A 21587-nucleotide genomic window follows, 5' to 3' on the forward strand; every position below is an offset into this window, starting at 1 on the left:
CGACGCAACCGCCCCGACATCCCCCGCCCGGTCGCCCGCGACGTCGGCGACCCGACACCCGACGTCCGACCCCCGTAGCGCGCTCTCATCGGTCGGCGCGCCATGGGGCGTCCACGCCGGACTGCGGATGGATGTCAGGGCGCTGGGAGACGCGGGATGGTCAGACAGCGCCCCGGATGCCGACGGACAGCGATGGTCGGGTGGTGCGGGATGGTCAGGTGATGAGGCGCCAGCGGGTGGGGGTGGCGTCCTCGACGGTGGCGATACCGGTCGCGGCGAGCGCGGCCAGGTAGGACAGGGTGTCCTGGACGGCGATCTGCATCGCGATGGCGCGCAGCTCGGTGAACGGGCGGTGCCAGCTGACCAGGGAGGCCAGTTCCCAGACGGTGCCGACGCCGGCGCGCAGGCCCTCGACAAGCTCGGTCATCCGGGCGCGGTGACAGGCCTCGAGTTCGAGCAGGCGCTGGTCCAGGTCGGTGATGCGGTGATCGTGCGCGGGCAGGACCAGGTCGGCGCCCAGCCCCCGCAGCCGGGACAGCGAGCGCAGGTGGTCGCCGAGCGGATCCGGGTTCGTGGGGCTCGGCAGCGGGGTGCTGATGATCGTGGCCGGCAGGACGTGGTCGCCGGACACCAGCAGCCGCTGCTCGGACTCCCAGAAGCACAGGTGGCCCGGGGTGTGACCGGGCGTCCACAGGGCGTGCAGGGACCAGCCGGGTACGTCGAGGCGGTCGCCGTCGGAGATCAGCTGGTCCGGCGGGCGCACCGTGGCGATCGGCAGCGGGTCGCGGGCGAGCAGCTCGGCGGTGACGTCGTCGGGAGCGCCCGCGTCGACGAGCATGGCGGCGAGTTCGGCGTCCCGGATCATCTCGCTGTGGTGCAGCGCCGCCGCCTCCAGCCGATGCAGCGCGATCCAGGCGCCGCTGGCCGCCCGGACCCGGTGCGCCAGCCCGTAGTGGTCGGGATGCGCGTGGGTGACGAGGATGCCCCGCACCTGGGCGACGGACGTGCCGATCGTGGCGAGGCCGGCCTCCAAGGCGGCGAAGGCCTCGTCGTGATCCCAGCCGGCGTCGACCAGGTACGGACCGACCGCGGTCTCGAAGACGTACACGAACATGTACGCCGGCCGGCGCACCGGCAGCGGGACGGGCACGCTCCACAGCCCCGGGCGAATCTGCTCCACCGGCGGCAACGCCCGGCGCTGGACCGGCACCGCGGCGGTACCGGGCGGCGTCGAGATGGTGGACGTCGCGGTGCGGGGAGCTGGGGCGTTCGGAGCCGACCTGGTCGAGGTGGCCGAACTGGCCGACGTAGGGGTGCGCGGGGTTGGGGCTTTGGGGGAAGCGTCGGGCGTCGTGGTCATGGGCGTCGTGCCTCCATACGGTCAGGGGAGTCGACGGCGGTCGGGCCGCACGGCGACGCCTGACGCCTGCACCGGATCCATCACGAGCGTATGGACGTCCCGTGCCCGCCCGGACGGCCCGAAGCCCCGCGCTCCCGTGGGGACGGACACAGCCACCCGGACGCTGCGGCTTCGCGCGATGTGATGACGCCACGATGCGCACTCTTGGGCGGCGACGCAGGTCAACCGGGCCCTTCCCACCCGGACCACCGACGGGCCACGGCAGCGGGGTCCCCGTTCGGGTGGACGACAGAACTGTCGGAGCCACCCGTTAGTGTCGGAGGCGATGATCGAGCCCACCTCGTCCCCCGTGCCGCCCCCGGTGGCGTCGTCGATGTCGTCGCCGGTGGCGATGGGGCTCGTCGGGGATGTCGGGATGGTGCGCCGACTCAAGGCGCTCGCGCTGACCCAGCCGCTCCACGATCTTGATGTCCGCAAGGCGCATCTGGTGGGCGCCGGTGCGGGCGACGAGAGCACGGCGGATTTCTCCAGGTACGCGATGGCCGAGCTCGGCCTGCACGCGATCGACCAGGTCACCGTGTCGATGGATTTCGACCATGGGGCCGATCACGATCAGGTGCTGCGGCGGCTGGTGCCCCTGGCCGCGGCGCAGGCGCCCGAACGGCCCGCGGCCGAGCACGAGCGGGTGGCGTCCTGGGTGCTGCACAGCCTGATCAACGTCGGCAACGTCAACCGCGGGTTCGACGCCGGTTACGGAACCGTGCACGCCGACGGTCGCTACGTCCGGCGCCGGTTCGACTTCAAGCTGCTGGTGGAGCTGGCCGACCCGGCCGGCGACATCTACCTGCGCGCCACCGACGAGGCGGTGACGGTGCTGGTCGGCGCGCTCGACACCGACATCACCTCGGCGCAGATCGCCGCCGAGGTCGCGCTCGACACGCTGATCCGCCGCGGCCGGCTCGCCGACGCCCGGGCCGCCGCCGAGGCCGCGCGCTACCGCACGGTGCAGTACGCCGAGCAGCTGCGGGGCCGACTCGAGGCGACCAGGCGCAACGTCCTCGCCGTCGACTGGCTGGAGGCCATGCCCACGCTCATCGACGAGGCGCTGCACCACGTCGAGCAGCGCTACCGGTACGAGAACGCGATCCTGACCCACATCCGTCGCTATCGCGACTCCGCCGACGACCCGGACCACAAGCGGCAGGCGGCCGACCTGGTCACCATCGTGGGTGACTGCATCCGCCGGCACACCCAGCTGCAGGCCAGGCTGTTGGAGGCCGGTGGGGTGTTCCGCGCCGAGCAGGACCGCCAGCAGTTCGCCGTGTCATCGGCCCGCGGCGGAATCGACCTGCACGCCGAACTGCTGCTGCCCACCCTGGCGCTGCCCGCGGGTGCGGCCGAGCGGCCCGCGGTCGCCTTCTTTCCCGGTGCGGTCGGCGTGCGTACCCCGCGGGCGCCCCGGGTACTCGATCTTGTCGATCTGCTGCTGCGTCCCCCGCTCGACCGTGAGGTGCTCGGCGCGGAGGTCGTCGAGGCCGACCTGGTGGAACTCGTCGAACCGCCACGCTTCGACGACGACACCTGGGCCCGGGCCCTGGAACTGCTCGACCTCGACCCGTCCGGCCCGCGCCGGCTGTCCGCGCTGCTCGCCGACGCCCGCCGGATCACCGCCGGTGGGACGGTCGGCGGTGGGACGGTCGGCGGTGGTGACGAGGTGGCGGAGCTGGTGGCGCTGCTGGCACTGCACGCGGTCAGTCCGCGCATCGAGCCGGCCCGCCAGGCCGGGGACCCGACCCTGATGATCGCCGTCGATGACGGCACGCCCCTGTCCGACCCGCGCATCGGCGGAGCGGACCTGCTGGTCGGACGCGCCTGGCTCGTCCAGCCGGAGACCGAACCGGAACCCGGCCCCGCGACGAGGTCCGAGCCCGCGCTCGCATCTGAGCCGAAGCCGAAGCCGAAGCCGACTCGGGCGCTGGCCGCGGAGTCGGCGCGATGAGCGAGGCGCTGCGGGGGGCGCAGGACGCGGCCCGGCTGTTGTCGTTCGGGCTGCGGCCACGGCTGGTGCCGGCGCGGGAGCCCGACTATCGCGAGCTGGTCCGCCGTTATCTGGCGGACGACGGGTTCGCCGCGCTCACCCAGGCGATCGCCGCGGGCCTCGGGCTGATCGTGTTGGACGTCTCCGAACGGGCCGGGATCGTGCCGGCGGGTGCGGCCGAGTCCGCGTTCACCGTGCGGATCGGTGACTACGCCCGGCGGGCCGGCGGGGAGCACCGGGCCGCCGACCGGCTGCTGCACGCGCTCGCCCAGCTGGCCGTGGCCGCCCTCGCCTTCCCCCGACCGGCGGATCTCGCCGACGCGTCCTATGTGGGGCGGGTCAGTGTGCACGGCGTCGACGCGTTCGTCCGCGAATCCTGCCGGCTGCTCGCCGAACGCTGCGACGGTGACGACCTCACCCTCGACCCGCCGGTGGACGCGCCGCGGCTGGAAGCGGCGTGGCGGCTGTACGCCCGGCGGGCGTCCACCGGCAGCACCCGCGACGCCCGCCGGCTCGCCGGCTCCACCACCGGCATCGTCGCGCGGGCGATGAACTTCCTGGTCGACTCGGGTTGCCTCGTCCACGTCGGCGACCAGGCCGGCGGCACGTTCCGCACCACCGGGCGCTATCAGGTCCAGGTCCGCGAACTCGCCGCGGACGCCGCCTTCGAGGAGCTGCTGGCGCTCGGTGTCGTCACCGTCACCGATGGCTCCGGCACCCTCCAGGTCCGCCCGGACGAACCGACCCTGCCCGGTTCCGCCGCGAGCCTCGGCTCCCCCGACAGTCCCGGCTCCCCCGGCTCCCCCGACAGCCTCGGCTCCACCGACGATCCCGAGTCCGCCGATGTATGAGCTCTCCCGGGTGCGGCTGCACGCCATCGGGCCACCCGGCGCCCGGTTCGCCGACGTCACGCTGGACTTCTCCGGCGTCGGCGACGAGGTCACCGGGCCCCGCCAGGACGCCCTTTTCACCACCGCCCCGCCCCAGGGCTCGACCACGGGTGGCGGCCCGGCACCCATGGCGGGTGCCGCCCCGCGATCCGCCGCGGCCGGCGCGAGGGACGTGCGGCCGCGGCGGCCGTCCCCAGCGTCGGTGCTGTTCCTGGAGAACGGGGGTGGCAAGAGCGTCCTGATCAAACTGATCTTCTCGGTGGTCCTGCCGGGACGACGCCAGGTGGTCGGCACGTCCAACGGACGGGTGCTGGACAACTTCGTCCTGCCCGGTGACACCGGCCACGTCGTCTGCGAATGGCAGCACGCCGTCACCGGGCGACGCCTGCTGACCGGCAAGGTCAGCGAGTGGCGCGGGCGCGGCGCGAACGCCGGACGGCCCACCGAGGCCTGGTACTCGCTGCGTCCCACCAGCGAAGCCGACGACGGCCGGGCGTCCGGGACGTCCGGGACGGGCATCGACAGGTTGCCGTTCACCGAGGCGGGACGTCATGTCACGCTGTCCGGGTTCCGCACCCGGTTGCAGGACGCGCACACCCTCGAGCCCGCACTGGAACTGGCCTGGGTGACCCAGCAGGGCGCGTGGAGCGAACAGCTCGACACGCTCGGTCTCGACCCGGAGCTCTTCCGTTACCAGCGGGCGATGAACGCCGGCGAGGGTGAGGCCGCGGAGGCGTTCTCCTTCGGCAGCGACGAACAGTTCGTCGAGTTCCTGCTGCGCGCGGTCACCGCCACCGAGGATCCGGACGGCCTCGCCGACGTCGTCGACGGGTACGCGGCGCGGCTGGCCCAACGGGCGGTGCTCAGCGCCGAACGCGACTTCGTCCAGGGGGCGTTGGAACGGCTCGCACCGCTGGTCACCGCGGTGGCGCAGCGCACCGCCGCGGCGCGGGTCCACGCCGGCACCGCCGCCCGCACCGGCGACCTGCACGACCGGTTGCGCGCCCGGCTACGCCGCGACGAGGCCGCGCGGGCGGGTCTGGACGCCCAGCTGGACGCGGCCCGCGGCGCGGAACGGGACGCCGCTCAGGCCCGCGCCCGGGCCCACGGCGAGGTGCTCGCGCTGCGCCGACGCGGCGTCGAACTGCGCGTCGACGACGCGATCGCCGAGCGGGACCGGCTCGCCGCGGCCGTCGCCGACGCGGGCACCGAGATCGACGCATGGCGGGCCGTCGAGGACGTGCTGCGCCTCGAGGCGGCCAGCGCCGAGGCCACCCGGCTGACCCTGCTCGCCACCGACGCCGAGGGGGCCGCCGCCACGGCGCTGGCCGACCGGGACGCCGCCGCCCGCGACCTGCTACGCGGCCTGCGCCACCTCGCAGAGGCCGCCGACGACGCGGCCCGCGCGGCCCAGCGCGACGGCGCCGAGCACGAACAGCGGGCGCGGGCGGCCGAACACAGCGCCCGGCGGGCCGCCGACGACGCCGCGACCGCCCGTGCCCGCGAGCAGGCCCTCCGGGAGCAGAGCGCGGCGGCACGCGACGCGCTGGCCACCGCCGTCCGGGACGGGCTGGTCAGCCCCGGCGGCACCGACCCGGCCGCCCAGGCGCGGCAGGCCGCCGCCGAGGCCGAACAGGCCCGGGTGGCCGTCCGCGACGCGCTCAGCGCCGCCGCCCGCGCCCAGGACCGCACCGCGGTGGAGGCCGAACGGCGCGACGCCGAACGGGCCCTCGCCCTCGCCGAGAACACCCTCGACCAGCTCCGCACCCAGGTCAGCGCCGCCGACACCGGCGCGGCCGCGCTGCTCGCCGACGGCCGGATCGCCGCCCTGCTCGGTCCCGACGACGACCCGGCGAACGGCGGCACGCTCGGGGCGGCCAGCAGGTTGGCCGCCCTCGCCGAGGCCGCGGCGCGGCAGCTCGCCGCGGCGATCCGGTCAGCCGAGGCGCGGCAGCTGGAACTGTCCGTCGCCGCCGACCGCGATCGGCGGCTGCTCGGCGCCCTCGGCGGCGACGGTCTGCGTCCGGCCCGAGCCGAGGTCACCGCCACCGTCGAGGCGCTGCGGGACGCCGGGATCGCCGCGGTCGCCGGCTGGACCCGGCTCGCCCACACCGTGCCCGCCGGCGAACGCGACCGGATCGTGCGGGCCCGTCCGCACCTGGTCGACGGAGTCGTCGTCACCGACCGGACCGGCCTCGCCCGGGTGGGCGAGGCGCTGGCCGAGGCGGCGCTGCTACCCGACACGCTCGTCGCCGTCGGTCTCGCCGAGGACCTCACCGCGGCGGCGACGGGCCAGGACCCGGTCGTCGACGGGGAGCGGGTCGTCCTCGTCCGCCCCAACCCGGCACTGTTCGACCCGGCCGCGGCGGCGACGGAACGCGAGCGGATCCGCGCCCGGCAGGACGAGCGGACGGAACAGGCGGCGGCCGCGCTCGCCCGGATCACCGCCGACCGTGACCTCGCCGTGGCCCTCGCCGCCTGGCTGCGCGCCTGGCCACCCGGTCAGCCGGCGCGGCTGGCCACCGAGGTGTCCACCGCGCACGACGCCGTCGACGCCGCTCGAACCCGGCTGGCCCACGCCCACGACGCCGTCGCCCAGGCGGAGCGCGGCGCCCGGGACGCGCTCGAGGACGTCGAGCCGTTGCGCGCCGCCGCGGAGGCGGCCACCGCGCGGGCCGGCACGCTGGACCGGCTGGCGCGCACCGTCGGTGAGCCGGCCGGCCTCGAACGGGAGGCGGCGCGGGCCGCCGCCATCGCCGAGGACGCCCTCGCCGCGGCCCGCGCCGCGCAGGAACACGCCGGCGTCGCCCGACGGGCCGCGGCCCAGGCCGTCCGCCGGGCCGACGAGGCGCTCCGCAACGCCGCGGCGGCCCGCGCCGAGGCGGCCGGTGTCCTCGGCGCCGCGGCCGCCGATCCCGCGGACCCGGCGACGTCCCCGCCGGCGCCTGCGGTCGCGGTCCTACGGGTCGCCTACGAGGCGACCAGCCGCACCTACGCGCAGGTCGAGGTCGGTGCCGACCTGCGCGGCGAGCTCGACCGGGCCCGGCGGGAGGAGGCGGCGCTGCGCGGCACCCTCGACGCCGTCGGCGCGACCGTGCGGACCCGGGCCGCGGCGCTGCTCGCGGGCGTCAGCGGTGGGGACGGCGCGGCCCGGCTCGCCGGGGAGACCCGGGCCCGGGAGACCGCCGCCACCCTCGGCGCCGAACTCGACGACGCCCGGGAACGGCTCGGCGCCCTGCGCGAGGAGCTGCGCACCGCCACCGAGACGGCCCGCCGGTTCGGCGCCGCCCCCCTGGCCGCCGGACGCGTTCCGGCCAGCCAGGCCGAGGCCGCCGAGCTGCTGCACGCCGCGACCAGCGCCGTCGACCGGGCCGAGGCGGCGCACGCCCAGGCCCGAGCCGGTGCGGAGGCCCTGCTCGAGGGTTCCGCCCGGATCGTCGAGGAGCTCACGGCGCTCGAGGCCGTCACCGAGAACCTCGCCGACCTGCCCGCCACCCGGCCGCCCAACCAGGGCGGCGACACCGCGGCGGCGCCGGCCGTCCCCTTCGACGGGGACGCGGGCGACGCCCGGGAACAGGCCCGCGCGCTGCGAGCGGCCTGGCGCGACAGCGCCGCGACCCACGGGCGGGCGGCGGCGGACGTGCGGACGGCGGCCGAAGCCGTCACCGCCTGGGCGGCCCAGGACGAGTTCGACCAGGTCTCCGCCCCGGCCCGGCGGCAGATGACGCGTGCCGGCCAGGAGACGGTCGCCGACCACGCCTCGGCCTGGTCGGCGGCACTCGAACCACGGCTACGCAGCCTCTCCGACGATCTCGCGCACATCGGCCGCAACCGTGAGGCCATCGTCGCCCGGCTGGAGGGCATGGTCCGGGCCGCGCTTGGCACCCTGCGAGCCGCCGGACGGCTCTCCCGCCTGCCCGAACGGCTCGGGGACTGGTCCGGTCAGGAGTTCCTGCGCGTCACCTTCGCCGAACCCGACGACCGAGAACTGACCGAGGCACTCGGCCGGGTCGTCGACGAGACGGCCGCCGCCATCGGCGCCCGCCGCGACGGGATGGCTCTGCTGCTACGCGGCGTGCGGGCCGCGCAGCCACGCGGGGTGCGGGTCGAGATCCTCAAACCGGACGCGGTGCTGCGCACCGAGCGGGTCCGGGTCAGCGACCTCGGTGACGTGTTCTCCGGCGGTCAGCAGCTCACCACGGCGATCATCCTGTACTGCACCATGGCGGCGCTGCGCGCCAACGACCGCGGGCAGGTCCGCGCCGCGCACGCCGGTGTGCTGTTCCTGGACAACCCGATCGGCCGGGCCAGCGCCGGCTACCTGCTGGACCTGCAACTCGCCGTCGCCGACCGGCTCGGCGTCCAGCTCGTCTACACCACCGGACTGTTCGACACGGCGGCGCTGTCCGCGTTCCCCCTGATCGTCCGGCTGCGCAACGACGCCGACCTGCGAGCCGGACGCAAGTATCTGCGCGTCACCGAACGGCTGCGCCCCGGCCTCATCGCCGCACCCCCGGCGGCCGCCACCCCACTCGGCACCGTGACCGCGACGCGCCTGTACACACGCCCCCTCCCCACACCCACCCAGCACACGCTGGCCATGCCACCGTCGTTAGCCGGGGTGTCCACAATCGCCGTCGAAAGCCAGGGCGAGGCGCCGTGAGCTGGCGTTACTCGTTTCGGTGATCGCGATTCGCGGTCAGGGAACCTGCGTCGGGCTTGGCGGGAATCCGCGAGCCTGTCATCATGGGACAGGCCGCCCGGCCCCCCCGAGCCGGGCGGCACCATCATGTTCGGCGCCCGCCGGTCAGGCCGGGCAGGGCAGGACGGCGACGGTTCCCGAGGCCTGTGCGGTGCGGCCGGTGATGCTGGTGACGACGGCGGTGTAGGCGATCGTCCCGGTGCTCTGGGCGACGAGTCTCGCCGTCCAGGTCGTGCGGTCGCCGGTGGCCGGGCCCAGGGTCAGCGGCTGGTCGAGGGTTCGACCGTCGGGAAACGTCCCGGTCAGGCGGGCTGACCGCACGCCCGTCTCGTCCACCGCCGTCACCGTCACCGTCGTCGTGTCCGTGCTTACCGGTGCCGCCGCGGTGTCCGCCCCGGCACCGGCCCCGCTGGCGCCGGTCGGTCCGGGGGTGGCGGCGGACCCGCCGGTGGCGGGCGCGGCGGAGGTCACGGGCGCGGCGGCGCCGGCGGCCGCCGGGGCCGGGCAGCCCGCGCGGGTGATGCGGTTCGGGGTGGCGGTCGCCGACTCGACCCGCGGTGAGCCGTCCACCCGGGCGGTGATGCGCAGGTCCGCGCCGCCAGTGCCGTTGCCGGCGCTGACCGGGACCGAGACGTCCAGCGTGCCCACCGGGGCCGCCGACCGGTTCAGGCTGATCACCAGCGGGACGCTCGCACCCGGGTTGACCCGCGGCGTGTCCGCGACGACGGCCAGCCACGACGGCGTCCGACCGACCACGACATCGACCGGTGCCGTGCCCTCCCCGCGCAGGTCCAGCCGCCAGGTCGAGTCGACCGTGCCCAGGTCGACCCGGGTGACGCTCAGCCCCAGCACCGCTCCGACCGGCCGGGCCGTCGGTGGGCCGCCGGTGGCACTCGGTCGCCCGGCGGGCGGGCCGACCGCGGTGCCGGCGACGCCGTCGGTGCTGCCCGGCTGGCCGTCGGGTGGGCTCGCCGTGGCGGCGCCGGGCGCGGCCGAGCCGGCGGCCGCGCCGCTGCGCGGACGTGGGGAGCCGGGCGCGGCGGTGAGCACGTCCGGCGCCGCGGTGCCGGTCATCGCCCGCCGTTCGCCCGGCGCGCCGGTGCGGCCCTGATGGCCGCTCTCGTCCAGCCGCAGGCGCACCAGGACGAGGCCTGCCAGCACCAGGACCAGCGCCAGCACCGCGGCGCCGATCCGCCCCCACCGGATCGGCAGGATGCGACCCGAACGGCCCCAGGGCGACCGGTGGCGTCCGGTCGGAACAGCATCTCCCGCAACATCCCGCGTCATTAGGGTCGAGGCTAGAGCGACGGGTCACCTCCCCAGGGCCAAATGACTCGTTCCTGTCACCACCTCCGTCAACAATTCACTCAGTTTCACGCAGATCACGCGGCGGCTGTGGTTTGCTAGTTGACCCCTCGGCGGCCCCACCAGACCCACCAGACGAGCGTCCAGGTCACCAGGGCGAACCCGAACAGCAGATCCTCGACCGGGGCGAACACGATCCGCGGCCCGAGGATGGCACCCGGGTCGTAGCGGACGATCCGCAGCCCGGTCAGCACGCCGTTGGCCGCCAGCTGCCCGCAGACCACGATCGCGTAGGTGACCCAGAACACCCGCCGGGTGAGCAGCCGGGTGCGCAGCACCCACAGGTCGGCCACCACCGCGCCCGCCACGCCCAGCACCGCCAGCGCCGTGTAGCTCACCGGCGGTCGGTCCGCGCCGGCGCCCCGTCGAGGTCGGCCGCGGGTTCGTCGCCGACGGTCCAGCCGCGCACCGCCCGCACCGCCTCCAGCGTCAGGATCGCGCACACCGGGACGACGACGAAGAACAGCACCTCGTCGAGGGGCAGCCGGCCCGGCAGCCGGACGCCGGTGATGTGACGCGGATCGAACGTCCAGTGCCCGGCGGCGATCGCGTACACGTCCCAGCCGACGAAGACGACGAGGACCGGCAGCAGGGTGAGCGCCAGCCGACGCGGGCGAGCGTACACGCGGGTGCCGAGAAACAGCTCCAGCGGAGCCGTGCCGAGCAGGCAGCCGAGGAGAACTGCCAGGTAGACGAGGTGCCGCATCGGACGTGGGTGATCCGGCGGGTCAGCTGGCCCGCAGCCGGCGGGCGAGGTCGGCCGCCATCGCCCCCGGGTCGGGGGCATCGGTCAGGGCGCGCACGACGACGACCCGACGCGCCCCGGTCGCCAGGATGTCATCCAACGTGTCCGGTGCGACGCCGCCGGTGACGAACCAGGGTTTGGCGCCCGCCTCGAACGGCGGGGCGTGCCGGGCGGCCAGCAGTGGTAGACCCAGCCCGACCGGCGGGCGCCCCTCCTTCGTCGGGGTGGCGTGCACGGGGCCGACACACACGTAGTCGACGTTCGGATCGTCGAGCGCCCTGACGAACTCCTGCGGGCTGTGGGTGGACTGCCCAATGAGCACGTCCGGCCCGACGATCCGCCGGGCGAACTCCGGGGGGACGTCGTCCTGCCCGACATGCAGTATGTCGACACCGGCGAAGGCGGCGAGGTCGGCCCGGTCGTTGGCACTGACCAGCGTGCCCTGCCCGGCCCCGGCGGCCTGGATGCGACGCAGCGCCGCCACCTCGTCGGACCACTCCAGGCTCTTCTCCCGCAGCTGGACGAGATCGACCCCGCCCCGCCCGGGTGGACCGATCACCGCGTCGAGGAACAGGCTGAACTCGGCCCGCCGCGGCGTGCACAGGTAGAGCCGGGCGTCGGCCAACCGCCGTAGCCGCTCGGCCCGCGCGTCATCCCCCGGCGACGGCACGGACGATCTCCAGAACGTCGCCGTCGGCGAGTCGGACGGTACTCGCCTCGGAGGGTGTCAGCGCCTCGCCGTTACGCTCCACGACGACCGACCCCGGCCGCAGCCCCAGCCCGACCAGCAGGTCGGTCAGCGACTGCCCCTCGACCACGAGCTGGCGTGCTCCGTTGACGACGACGGCCACCGACCCCGGCCTGACCTCAGGCACCGGCCTGGCTTCGGATGCGGGACTGCCCATGCGCTGACCCTACGGCAGGCCCCGCCGCGTGGTGAACCGTTCCCGCCAGCCGCGCGGATCAGTACGCCGCGGCCTGCGCCCGACGCTTGACCTCACGGCCGCGGTTCTCGGCGAGGGCGCGCATCGGGGTGCCGGGCAGACTCGGATCCTCCCGGAAGATCCAGTCCATCGCCTCGTCGTCGGTGAAGCCGGCGTCGGCGAGCACCGTCAGCAGCCCGGGCAGTCCCTTGACCACCGCACCGCCCTGGATGAACTCCGCCGGGATCCGCAGGACACCATCCTGGCGGCGCGCCAGCACGATACGTTCGTTCACCATCTGCCGGACTTTGGTCACGGGAACCCGCAGCTGTTCCGCGACGTCGGGCAGGGTCAGCCAATCCATGGTCATCAGTAAACACCCATGTCGTGGTGCCGGCGGCCTCAGACCGGTGTGACCGGTTCCCCACCGGTCGCCGCCGACCGCACGGCCGCGGCCAGCACCGACACCACGGGACGGGCGGTCGCGAGGCCCATGTCCGCCGACAGCGGCCAGCCGGACACCAGCCGATCGGCGAGCGCCCCATAGAAGGCCTCCGCCGCCCCACCACCACCCAACGCGCCGCCGACCAACGCGCTGGATGGCAGCGCGGCGCCACCCGACGCGATCCCATCCAGCGCGATGCCGGTCACCAGCGGGATCGGATACCGGGTCCAGACGCCGTCGGCCGTGACCTGAAACACCCCTGCCCCAGCCTCACCCATGCCGCCCGGGCCACCCACGGTGGAGAACCCGGCCCTACCGACCGACGGGCCACCCGCATGGCGACCGGCCGGGGCCAGCGCGCCCGCGGCCGCGAACCCGGCCACGTCCTGTTCGCCGCGATCCACGTCGAGCAGGAGGCTGCCGGTCGTCCCGAGGACCTCCAACCGGGGTCGCGGCCAGACCGTGAGGTCGGAGACGGTGATCTGGGCCTGCGCGCCGTTGAGGAAACGCAGCGTCAGGCTGCTGTGGTCGGCGTTGCTGACGTGGTGCCAGACCCGCTTGAGCGCCGTCGCGGTCACGCTCTCCACAGGCTCGTCCACCAGGGCGAGGATCTGCTCCACCGCCCCGGTCGCCCGGGCGAACAGCTGCCCGCCGCTGCTCGCGGCGTCGTCGCGCCACCCGCCGGTGGGACGCCTCCAGCCGCCGCGGTACGCCTCCAGCCGCAGCGGCTCACCGATGGCGCCGCGGCCGTACGGCCGCGGCCAGCACCTCGAACCCGGGGTCGGTGCGACCCGCAGCGACCCCGGCGAGCACGCGGTCCTAGGCCGCGGCGAGTTCGGCCAGATGATCGGCATCGGCGGGAGCCAGGCACAACGGAGCCTGGACGACGACGTGCTTACCGGCTTCCAGCGCCCGGCTGGCCCAGTCGAGGTGGGACTGGTTGCCGGTGGCGACGACCACCAGGTCGAGTTCGGGGTCGTGCACCAGGTCGTCGGGGTCGTCGACCTGGCGGGGCAGCCGGGACGCGGCGTGCGCGGGCGTCCGGCGCGGTTCACCGTCGCACACCGCGGTCAGGGCCAGGCCCTCGGTGGCCTCGATCGCGGGCTGGTGCACGGCGGTGGTGTCGGGCAGCCCGAGCAGACCGACGAGCACCGGTGGCCCGTCCGGCACCCCCAGGCAGTGGCGCAGCCACCGACCGACCAGCCGGTGGTAGGCGGAATCGGCGAGCACCGCGGGCCCCGCACCCAGGGTGAACATGCCCAGGCCCGTGGCCGGCCGCCAGGTGCACACCGCGTGCTCGGTGCCGTCGTGGCGCAGGTGGATCAGCCGCTCGACATCGTCGGCGACCTTCTCCGGCAGCACCCAGGTCTCCCGCGGGACGAACCGCGGCGCGCGGGCCATCAGCGCACCGCCGTGCGGCCCGGGCATCAGGTGCAGGTCGTGCGCCGGCAGCACCCGCCCAGGGGTGAGCCCCGAGGCCTCCAGCAGCGGACTTCCCGGCGGCAGCGCCCGCACCGTGGGCCCCGCCAGCAGGACGGGAACGGACTGCCGGGCCCGGTCGAGCAGCTCCTGCTCGACGTGATCAAGCGGTCGGTCGATGAGCACGAGCAACGCGTCGGCCGACCGCGCCGAGGTCGGGCCAAGACCCGCCGCACGCAGATGGTCGCCGAGCACGTTCACACCGGGAAGGTTCGACACCAGGTGAATGCGGGACACGCCCGGCACTCTAGTGCGCTAAGCGCCGTTGCTCACATTCGGGTGCAGAAGCAACCGGCTGACCGACCGGTTGTCGCGCTTTCTCTGGACACGATTCGCCGCGGCCACGGGCGTATCGCGTGAATCCCCCGGAATCACCCGGCGGCGACCAGCTCCTTCATCGTCACCGACAGGTCGGCGAATCCCTTGCGATCGACGGTTCCGCCCGCGACCAGCAGTCGCCGCACCGGTGCCACATCCATGGGACGCCCGATGGAGACCAGGGCTCGCAGCGTTCCGTCCGCGGTGAACCAGCCCGCCGACCAACCCGGCGGGCGGGTACCCGCCGGCGGCTCGGGTTCACTCGGGTCACCCCGGTAGATCAGCTCATGGTCGGAGTCGGCCAGGCCGGCGTACTGCACCATCCGGCCGAACTGCTCCGACCAGAAATACGGCACCGGGTCGTAGACGGCGGCGTCGGTGGCCGGCGCGTCGGTGGAACTGTCGGCCGCGGCCGCACCAAGGCCGGGTGCGCGCAGCAACGTCGCCGCGGCCACCGAGGGGGAATGCTGCGCGCAGTCCCAGTGCTCGACCCGCAACCGCCGCTCGTAGCGCCGCGACCACCAGGCGGCGCAGTCACCGACCGCGACGACCGGCGGCCCGTCCACCCCCGACCAGGTCGCGGCGAGGTACTCGTCCACGACGATGCCCCGGTCGAGGACGAGACCGCTGTCGGCGAGCCAGCCAAGATCCGGGCGGGCACCGATACCGACCAGGATCTCGTCGGCGGGCAGCAGTTCGCCGCCGGCCAGGACCAGACCGTCCGCCGTGGTGCGCTCGACCGAGACGCCCAGGCGCAGCGTGACCCCGGCGCGGGTGTACCAGTCGATGGTGTGCGCGCCGATCTCGGCACCCAGCGCCGCCCGCAGCGGCGTGTCCGCCGCTTCCACCACGGTCACCTCGACGCCGGCGGCCGCCGCCGTCGTCGCCACCTCGGCACCGATCCAGCCCGCGCCGACGATCACCAACCGCAGCCCGGGGCGCAGCACCTCGCGCAGCCCGAGGGCGTCGTCGACGGTGCGCAGCACCCGCACCGGACCGTCACCGGGCAGCGGGATCGGGTCGGACCCGGTCGCCAGCACCAGCCCGTCGTAGGCCAGCGGGCCGCCGTCGGTCTCCAGGGTGCCGGGCCGAAGCGCGGTGGCCCGGCGCCCGGTGACGACCTCGACGCCGTCGAGCGTCAGCGGGATGGTCGTGTCGTCGATCCGCCCGGTCAGCACCGCCTTGGACAGCGGCGGACGGTCATAGGGGCGGTGCGCCTCGGCACCGACCAACACCACGTCGCCCTCGAAGCCGCGCTTACGCAGCTCCACGGCCGCCCGGCCACCCGCCATACCGGCGCCGACAATGACAATTCGCTGCATCGGCGCAGCTTAGTACGACTGCCCTGCGAGATTCCCGCCGTAGAGCGGGAAGGCGTCCTTCCAGACCGGCTCATAACCGGCCGCCACCAGCATCGCGGCGACCTCGGCGGGCGGTCGTTCGTCCGAGATCGAGAACTGTTCGCCGGCCGTGCCGGGCGCCGCGTATCCGCCGGGTTCCGTGGAGGATCCGGCGCTCATCGTGGTCACCGCGATCCGGGCCAGTCCGTCGCGCATACCCGGCGGTTCCCGGGTCGACAGGGACAGTGCCAGATCCGGTCCGAACAACCGCAACGCGGCGTGGGCCTGGACGAACTCCGCGTCGCTGACCACGACGACCGGCGGAAACGCGCTGGCGGACGGTTTCATCCGGGGCAGCGCCACGCTCACCTCGGTCCGCCAGTACCGCCGGGTCAGGAACGCGGCGTGGGCACCGAGGGCGAGCACATCGGCCCGCCAGTCCGCGGCGAGGCCGAGCAGGGCGCCGATCCCGAGGCGGCGGGCCCCGGCCGAGGCGGCACGTTCGAACGACGACAGCCGACGGTCGTAGTCCCGTTTCCATCCGGCGACGTGCACCTGCGCGTACCGGGTGCGGTCGTAGGTCTCCTGGTAGTGCACGACCCCCTCGAGCCCGGCCCGCACCAGCCGGGCGTAGGTGTCGTCCGACCAGGTCTGCGTCTCGATCGACAGGGACGGGAACAGCGGACGCAGCCGCTCGACGACCCCGACGAGGTAGTCCGCGGACACCTCCACCCGGTGCTCGCCCGAGACCAGCAGCAGATGACGGAACCCGCGGTCGGCCAGCAGCCGCCCCTCGGCCTCGACCTCGTCGAGGTCCAACGTGCGCCGGGTGACCGCCAGCCCCTTGGCGAACCCGCAGTACGTGCAGGACGACAGGCAGGCGTTGGAGACGTACAGCGGCGCGAACAGCCGGACCGCCCGGCCGAACCGGCGCAGCGTCGTCGTCCGGGCGGCGTGGGCGAGTTCCTCCAGGCGCTGCCCGGCGGCCGGTGAGAGCAGCACGGCCAGGTCCTCGAGGCCCAGCTGGCCGCTGCCCGGCGCGGGCCGGCCGGGATCCGCCCCGGCGGGCGCGACCCGCCGCAGCAGCGCGTCGACCTGGGCCGGGCTCGCCCGCCGGGACCGTTCAGCGAGGTCGGCGATGGCGAGGCCGGCGAGTTCCCGGGCGAACAGCCCCGGTGGCGTGCTCACCCGCCGACCACGGGCAGCGCGACCGGCGTCGGCAGCGCACCGAGAAAGCCGGTCAGCGGCGACGACGGGGCGGCGGCGGTCGACGGGCCGGGCGCAGCCTGACCCGCCAGGTAGCCGAGCCGGCCGGCGATCGTCGCGAGCGCGAACGCCCGGGCCATCAGCTCCGGGTCGGCCGCGACCGCGATCGCCGTGTTCACCAGCACCGCGTCCGCCCCGAGTTCCATCGCCTCGGCGGCGTCCGAGGGCACGCCGAGCCCGGCGTCGACGACCACCGGGACGCCGGCACCGGCGACGATCGCCTCGATCGCGTCGCGGGTGCGCAGCCCCCGGTTGGACCCGATCCAACTGCCCAGCGGCATGATCGTGGCGCAACCGGCCTCCTCCAGGCGCCGGGCGAGCACCGGGTCGGCAGAGCAGTACGGCAGGACGGTGAACCCGTCCGCGACCAGCAGTTCGGCGGCGCGCAGCGTCTCAATCGGGTCGGGAGCCAGGGTGCGCGGGTCCGGGGTGACCTCCAGTTTGACCAGGTCGGTGCCGGTGGCGGCGCGGCCGAGCCGGGCCAGCCGCACGGCCTCGCCGGCGTCGACCGCGCCCGAGGTGTTCGGCAGCAGAGTGAGCTCCGGCGGCACGAAGTCGAGCACATCGCCCTCGCCCAGACGGTCAAGATCGACCCGGCGCAGGGCGACGGTGACGATCCGGGCTCCGGAGGCGAGCAGGCTCGCCCGCATCACCTCATGGGCGGCGAACTTACCGGTACCGACGAGCAGCCGACTGTCATAGGCCTGGCCGGCAATCACCAGATCGTCCATTATGATCATCTTCCCCACGTGCGCATGATCGAGATCGGGTGTGCGGGTCGCCGGCCGCAGCGCCAGCCGGCCGGTGCGCCCCACCTTGGCGGACTCCCCGTAGCCGGGCGCGAGTCTAGCCGAGCCCTCGAGCGCCCCCACGGGGTCGACCGGTCGACCGCCCACGATCGGGGGCGAGCACCTCACCCGCGCTCGGACACCCGGCACAGAGCCACCCAGGGCGTACGCTGTGCGGCCATTGCGGCCGGGGGCAAAACGGGTGTAATAGCCCAGGGCGTCCGATAGCAGTGCCGGTGGGGGGCGATCGTAAACTGGGGCGCGTGGATGCCACCGTGGCCGACCCTGTCATAGGTCGACTCCTTGACGGCCGGTACACGGCACAGGAGCGGCTCGCCGTCGGCGGGATGGCGACTGTGTACGTCGCGCACGACAACCGGCTCGACCGGCTGGTCGCGCTCAAGATCATGCATCCCAACCTCAACCATGATCCCGAGTTCGTCGGCCGGTTCCACCGGGAGGCCCGCGCGGTCGCCCGGCTGAACACGTCCCGGGTCGTCTCCGTGCTCGATCAGGGTTCCGACCACAGCCCCAGCGGGCTGGTCAACTACCTGGTGATGGAACTGGTGCGTGGGCGTTCGCTGCGCCAGCACCTCGGCGCGCGCGGCCGACTGCCCGCCCTCGAGGCGGTCGAGATCCTCGAACCGGTCTTCGAGGCACTCGCGGCCGCGCACGCCGCCGGGATCATCCACCGCGACATCAAGCCCGAGAACATCCTGCTCGGCGACGACGGCCAGGTGAAGGTCGCCGACTTCGGCCTCGCCCGGCCGCTGGGCCAGCCGTCCCAGGCCCTGTCGGACGGCGTCGTCATGGGCACCGTCGGCTATCTCGCGCCCGAACAGGTCACCCTCGGGACGGCCGACACCCGCAGTGACGTCTACGCCGCCGGCGTGGTGCTCTTCGAGACGCTGACCGGCCAGCTGCCCTACAGCGGCGCCACCCCGATGTCGATGGCCTACCAGTCCGTCCACGGCGATGTGCCCGCACCGTCCAGCGTCGTCGCCGACATCCCGGCGGAGCTGGACGCGCTGGTGCTGCGCGCCACCGCCCGCGACCCGGCGCGCCGCCCGTCCGATGGCGCGGCCCTGCTCGACGAGCTGCTGCGACTCGGGCCACTACTCCCCCAGGATCATGATCATCCTACCGGTTTCACCGGCGAGGTCCGGCGGATCGGGCTGATCGACCCGCGGCCCGCGGCCGCCACCGGCATCGAGGTCTCGGCGGCCTCCGGGCCGGCGAACCGCCCCGGCCAGTACCCCTCCCCGCACAGCGGCCCGGCACCCCTCGACACCGCCGCCATGGACCACTCCGCCGAGGGGCTGCACCCCGGCGGCAGCGGCGCGCACCCCGGCACCGCCATGTACGACGGCACCGCCATGTACGACAGCACCTCCGGGTACGACGGCACCTCCGGGTACGACGGGTCGGCCGGGCCTGGGGGCGGCACCGGGTTCGGCGGCAGGTCCACGCAGAGCGGGACCGGCGGGTACGGCACGCCCGGGTCGATGGCGATGCGGATGGACGGCACCGTCCAGGAGGCAGAGCCGGAGGGCGGGCCGGCCGGGCCGCCGCATGGCCGGCGACGGGCGGCGGCGACCACCCCCGGCTGGCGGCGCCCTCTCCCGTGGCTGGTCGTCGGCGCGACGGCCCTGGTGTTCCTGCTCGGGTATCTCGGCCTCCAGACCCTGAGCGACAGCAAGGTCGGGGTTCCGCGGGTGACCAACGTCAGCAAGGCGGACGCGGAGACCATCCTGCATGGCTCCGGCCTGAAATGGTCCTATCTGGACGCGGCGGCCAGCGCCACGGTGCCGGCCGGACAGGTCGCCACGCAGGACCCGGCCGACGGCAGCAAGGTCGACAAGGGTGCCACGATCTCGTTGCGGCTGAGCACCGGCCCCGAGACCGTCCGCGTCCCGGACCTGGCCAACCTCACCCAGGAGCAGGCCACCGCCAGGCTCGCCCAGGTCAACCTGGTCATGGGCGGCCTCAGCAACCAGGCCAGCGACAGCATCCCGGCCGGGCATGTGATCTCGACCGATCCGGCGATCAACACGGCGGTCCAGCCACACAGCAACGTCGTGCTGGTCATGTCGACCGGGCCGGACGCCAAGCAGATGCCGGCCGACATCATCGGCAGGTCCTACGACGAGGCGAAGGCCAAGATCGACGCGCTCGGCATCGCCGGGGTCGTCGTGCAACGCGCGGTGGTCGTCACCGACGACAGCCCGCCCGATTCGGTCGTCGGCTCCGACCCGCAGGTCGGGCAGCCGATCGCACCGAACGCCAAGGTCACCCTGACCGTCGCTCGGTCGTCGAGCGAGGACGACCCGAACGGCGATGGCAGCGGCGGCGGCGATGGCAGCGGCGTGCAGGTCGCCGTCCCCCGCGTGATCGGCAGTACCTACCGTGAGGCGGAGAGCACCCTGCGCCGCACCGGCCTGAAGATCACCCGGTCGGCCGTCCTCGGTCAACCCAACGACCGTGTGGTCGCCCAGTCGCCTCAACCTGGCTCCAAGATCGAGAAAGGTAGTACAGTAAGGGTCAACACTGTGTGGTCGTGGGGTAACTAGCCGCCAGAGCTAATCCGGCGACGACCTGCCACCGCACCGACATACGGGCTGGCCGGCACGGGGGCGACCAGACCGGTTCCACGTCGCCGCGACCGGCCCCTGGGGAGCGCACGTGAGGGCAGCGCGCAGACGCGACCGGGTATCCGGCACCACGGCCCCGTCGGCCAGCCAGGCGGCGCGCCCAATCCGCCGCCTGCTGTCCCGCCGGGCACGGGCCGACCAGGCCGACCGGTTCGCCGCCCTGCTGGAGGGCCATGCCTCCCCCACCGGGCCGCAGGAGGCCCGGCTGCTCGCCCTCGCCGACGCCGCCCGCTCCCTGCCCCGCCCGCGGCTCGACCCGGTCCGGCGCGACGCCATCCGGGCGCGAATCCTCGCCGACCTCGCCGACGCCACCGCCGCCGACGCCACCACCGCCACCGCTGCCGAGTCGCCTGGCCGGGCGAGGCGTCCCCATGGGAACAGGGTGCGGGCGGCGGTCCGACGAGCATGGGCCGGTCCGTCGACGGTCGGCGTGCCCCGCCTCGCCCAGGCGATGATCGCTGCTGGTCTGAGCGTCGCGATCGCCGTGATCGGGCTCGCCCTCAGCGCCCGCGACGCCCTGCCTGGTGAGCCGCTGTACCGGGTCAAACGGCAGGTCGAGGACCTCCAGGTGTCGCTGGAACGCGATCCCGTCGCCCGCGCCAAGACCCGTCTGGACGTCGCGGGGGTGCGCATGTCCGAGCTGCGCCTGCTCACCATCGGCGCTCCCGCCGCCCTCGGCGGTCGTCCGTCCATCGGATCGCCGACGCGGCGCCCCACGACCGGCCGCCCGGGCTCCCTGCCGCTACCCCTACCGGCCGCACCGGCCACGGCGCCGACCGGACCGTCCACCTCGACCTCCGCGGTCGGCCCCACACCGCCCGCGGGCCCCCTCGGGCCGGCCGCTCCCGTTCCCACGCCCACGGCTGGTCCCGGTGCGCCCACCGGTGAGGTCGGACCGCTGGGATCGGCACCCGCGACCACGTCGACTCGGCCACCCGTATCCGCGTCGACGTCCGGGGCACCGTCGACGTCCGGGGCACCGTCGACGTCCGGGGCACCGTCGAATCCGTCCACCCCTGGGATGGGCGGTCACCACGCGGACGCGGGCACGATCAACAAGCTGCTGTGGGCCTGGTGCGCACAGGCGCGGGCAGCCGCCCAGGTGCTGCTCGCCCGGGCGGACGCCGGCAACCTCGACGCCTGGCGCGCCCTGGCGACCTTCACCGCCGACCAGAACAGCAGCCTCGCCGTGGTGATCACCGAGCTTCCACCGGGAACCACCGACGCCGCCCACGCGGCCGTCGACCTGATCGGCCAGTTCCGCCGGGGCCTCGGCC

General features: G+C 74.7%; 17 protein-coding genes. 5 read left to right on the forward strand and 12 right to left on the reverse strand.

Features of this window, described 5'->3' with window-relative positions:
- Nucleotides 1-214: 214 nt before the first annotated feature.
- Entirely contained in the window at nucleotides 215-1360 is a 1146-nt protein-coding gene (locus tag G6R24_RS07810; protein ID WP_163548491.1) for an MBL fold metallo-hydrolase, read from the reverse strand.
- Nucleotides 1361-1685: 325 nt separating this feature from the next.
- Here G6R24_RS07810 and G6R24_RS07815 point away from each other — a divergent pair, with 325 nt between their 5' ends.
- From G6R24_RS07815 to G6R24_RS07825, 3 genes are read left to right on the forward strand one after another with little or no spacing between them, the layout of a single operon-like run.
- Entirely contained in the window at nucleotides 1686-3359 is a 1674-nt protein-coding gene (locus tag G6R24_RS07815; RefSeq protein WP_225438249.1) for a hypothetical protein, read from the forward strand.
- Nucleotides 3356-4249, forward strand: a complete 894-nt coding sequence (locus tag G6R24_RS07820; protein ID WP_225438250.1) for a hypothetical protein — start codon at nucleotides 3356-3358, stop codon at nucleotides 4247-4249. Before G6R24_RS07815 ends, G6R24_RS07820 begins: the two co-directional genes overlap by 4 nt.
- Nucleotides 4242-8951, forward strand: coding sequence for a hypothetical protein (locus tag G6R24_RS07825; protein WP_192029109.1), 4710 nt, complete (start codon nucleotides 4242-4244; stop codon nucleotides 8949-8951). The genes G6R24_RS07820 and G6R24_RS07825 overlap by 8 nt, the downstream gene beginning before the upstream one ends.
- 144 nt (nucleotides 8952-9095) lie before the next feature.
- On the opposite strand, the gene G6R24_RS07830 is transcribed toward G6R24_RS07825, so the two are convergent.
- The 11 genes from G6R24_RS07830 to G6R24_RS07875 all read right to left on the reverse strand — a co-directional run bounded on the left by G6R24_RS07830 (nucleotide 9096) and on the right by G6R24_RS07875 (nucleotide 17611).
- Nucleotides 9096-10169: a hypothetical protein gene (locus G6R24_RS07830; protein ID WP_163548492.1), complete on the reverse strand. Its 1074-nt coding sequence runs from the start codon at nucleotides 10167-10169 to the stop codon at nucleotides 9096-9098.
- Nucleotides 10170-10393: 224 nt separating this feature from the next.
- Entirely contained in the window at nucleotides 10394-10693 is a 300-nt protein-coding gene (locus G6R24_RS07835) for a lycopene cyclase domain-containing protein (protein WP_163548493.1), read from the reverse strand.
- The gene (locus tag G6R24_RS07840) at nucleotides 10690-11061 is read right to left on the reverse strand and encodes a lycopene cyclase domain-containing protein (protein ID WP_163548494.1); all 372 of its coding nucleotides are present in this window, start codon (nucleotides 11059-11061) and stop codon (nucleotides 10690-10692) included. Before G6R24_RS07840 ends, G6R24_RS07835 begins: the two co-directional genes overlap by 4 nt.
- 22 nt (nucleotides 11062-11083) lie before the next feature.
- Nucleotides 11084-11770, reverse strand: coding sequence for a thiamine phosphate synthase (locus tag G6R24_RS07845; RefSeq protein ID WP_163548495.1), 687 nt, complete (start codon nucleotides 11768-11770; stop codon nucleotides 11084-11086).
- Nucleotides 11751-11975, reverse strand: coding sequence for a sulfur carrier protein ThiS (gene thiS / locus G6R24_RS07850; protein WP_338084419.1), 225 nt, complete (start codon nucleotides 11973-11975; stop codon nucleotides 11751-11753). Before thiS ends, G6R24_RS07845 begins: the two co-directional genes overlap by 20 nt.
- 88 nt (nucleotides 11976-12063) lie before the next feature.
- The gene (locus G6R24_RS07855) at nucleotides 12064-12393 is read right to left on the reverse strand and encodes an Rv2175c family DNA-binding protein (protein ID WP_244957275.1); all 330 of its coding nucleotides are present in this window, start codon (nucleotides 12391-12393) and stop codon (nucleotides 12064-12066) included.
- A 32-nt stretch (nucleotides 12394-12425) separates the two neighbouring features.
- Entirely contained in the window at nucleotides 12426-13322 is an 897-nt protein-coding gene (locus G6R24_RS23630; RefSeq protein WP_338083933.1) for a Gfo/Idh/MocA family protein, read from the reverse strand.
- On the reverse strand, nucleotides 13288-14184 hold the full coding sequence (locus G6R24_RS23635; protein WP_338083934.1) for a Gfo/Idh/MocA family protein: 897 nt from the start codon (nucleotides 14182-14184) through the stop codon (nucleotides 13288-13290). Before G6R24_RS23635 ends, G6R24_RS23630 begins: the two co-directional genes overlap by 35 nt.
- 134 nt (nucleotides 14185-14318) lie before the next feature.
- Nucleotides 14319-15587, reverse strand: a complete 1269-nt coding sequence (locus G6R24_RS07865; protein WP_163548497.1) for an NAD(P)/FAD-dependent oxidoreductase — start codon at nucleotides 15585-15587, stop codon at nucleotides 14319-14321.
- Nucleotides 15588-15596: 9 nt separating this feature from the next.
- On the reverse strand, nucleotides 15597-16793 hold the full coding sequence (gene thiH / locus G6R24_RS07870) for a 2-iminoacetate synthase ThiH (RefSeq protein ID WP_163548498.1): 1197 nt from the start codon (nucleotides 16791-16793) through the stop codon (nucleotides 15597-15599).
- Nucleotides 16790-17611 carry a thiazole synthase gene (locus G6R24_RS07875; RefSeq protein WP_276511382.1) on the reverse strand — a complete coding sequence of 274 codons (822 nt, stop codon included), beginning with the start codon at nucleotides 17609-17611 and terminating at the stop codon, nucleotides 16790-16792. The genes thiH and G6R24_RS07875 overlap by 4 nt, the downstream gene beginning before the upstream one ends.
- 323 nt (nucleotides 17612-17934) lie before the next feature.
- Here G6R24_RS07875 and G6R24_RS07880 point away from each other — a divergent pair, with 323 nt between their 5' ends.
- Entirely contained in the window at nucleotides 17935-20229 is a 2295-nt protein-coding gene (locus G6R24_RS07880; RefSeq protein ID WP_175084710.1) for a Stk1 family PASTA domain-containing Ser/Thr kinase, read from the forward strand.
- 112 nt (nucleotides 20230-20341) lie between these two features.
- A partial coding sequence (locus tag G6R24_RS07885; RefSeq protein WP_225438251.1) for a DUF5667 domain-containing protein occupies nucleotides 20342-21587 on the forward strand: 1246 nt, incomplete at its 3' end.

This window comes from Candidatus Frankia nodulisporulans (assembly GCF_902806475.1).
Taxonomy (GTDB): domain Bacteria; phylum Actinomycetota; class Actinomycetes; order Frankiales; family Frankiaceae; genus Frankia; species Frankia umida.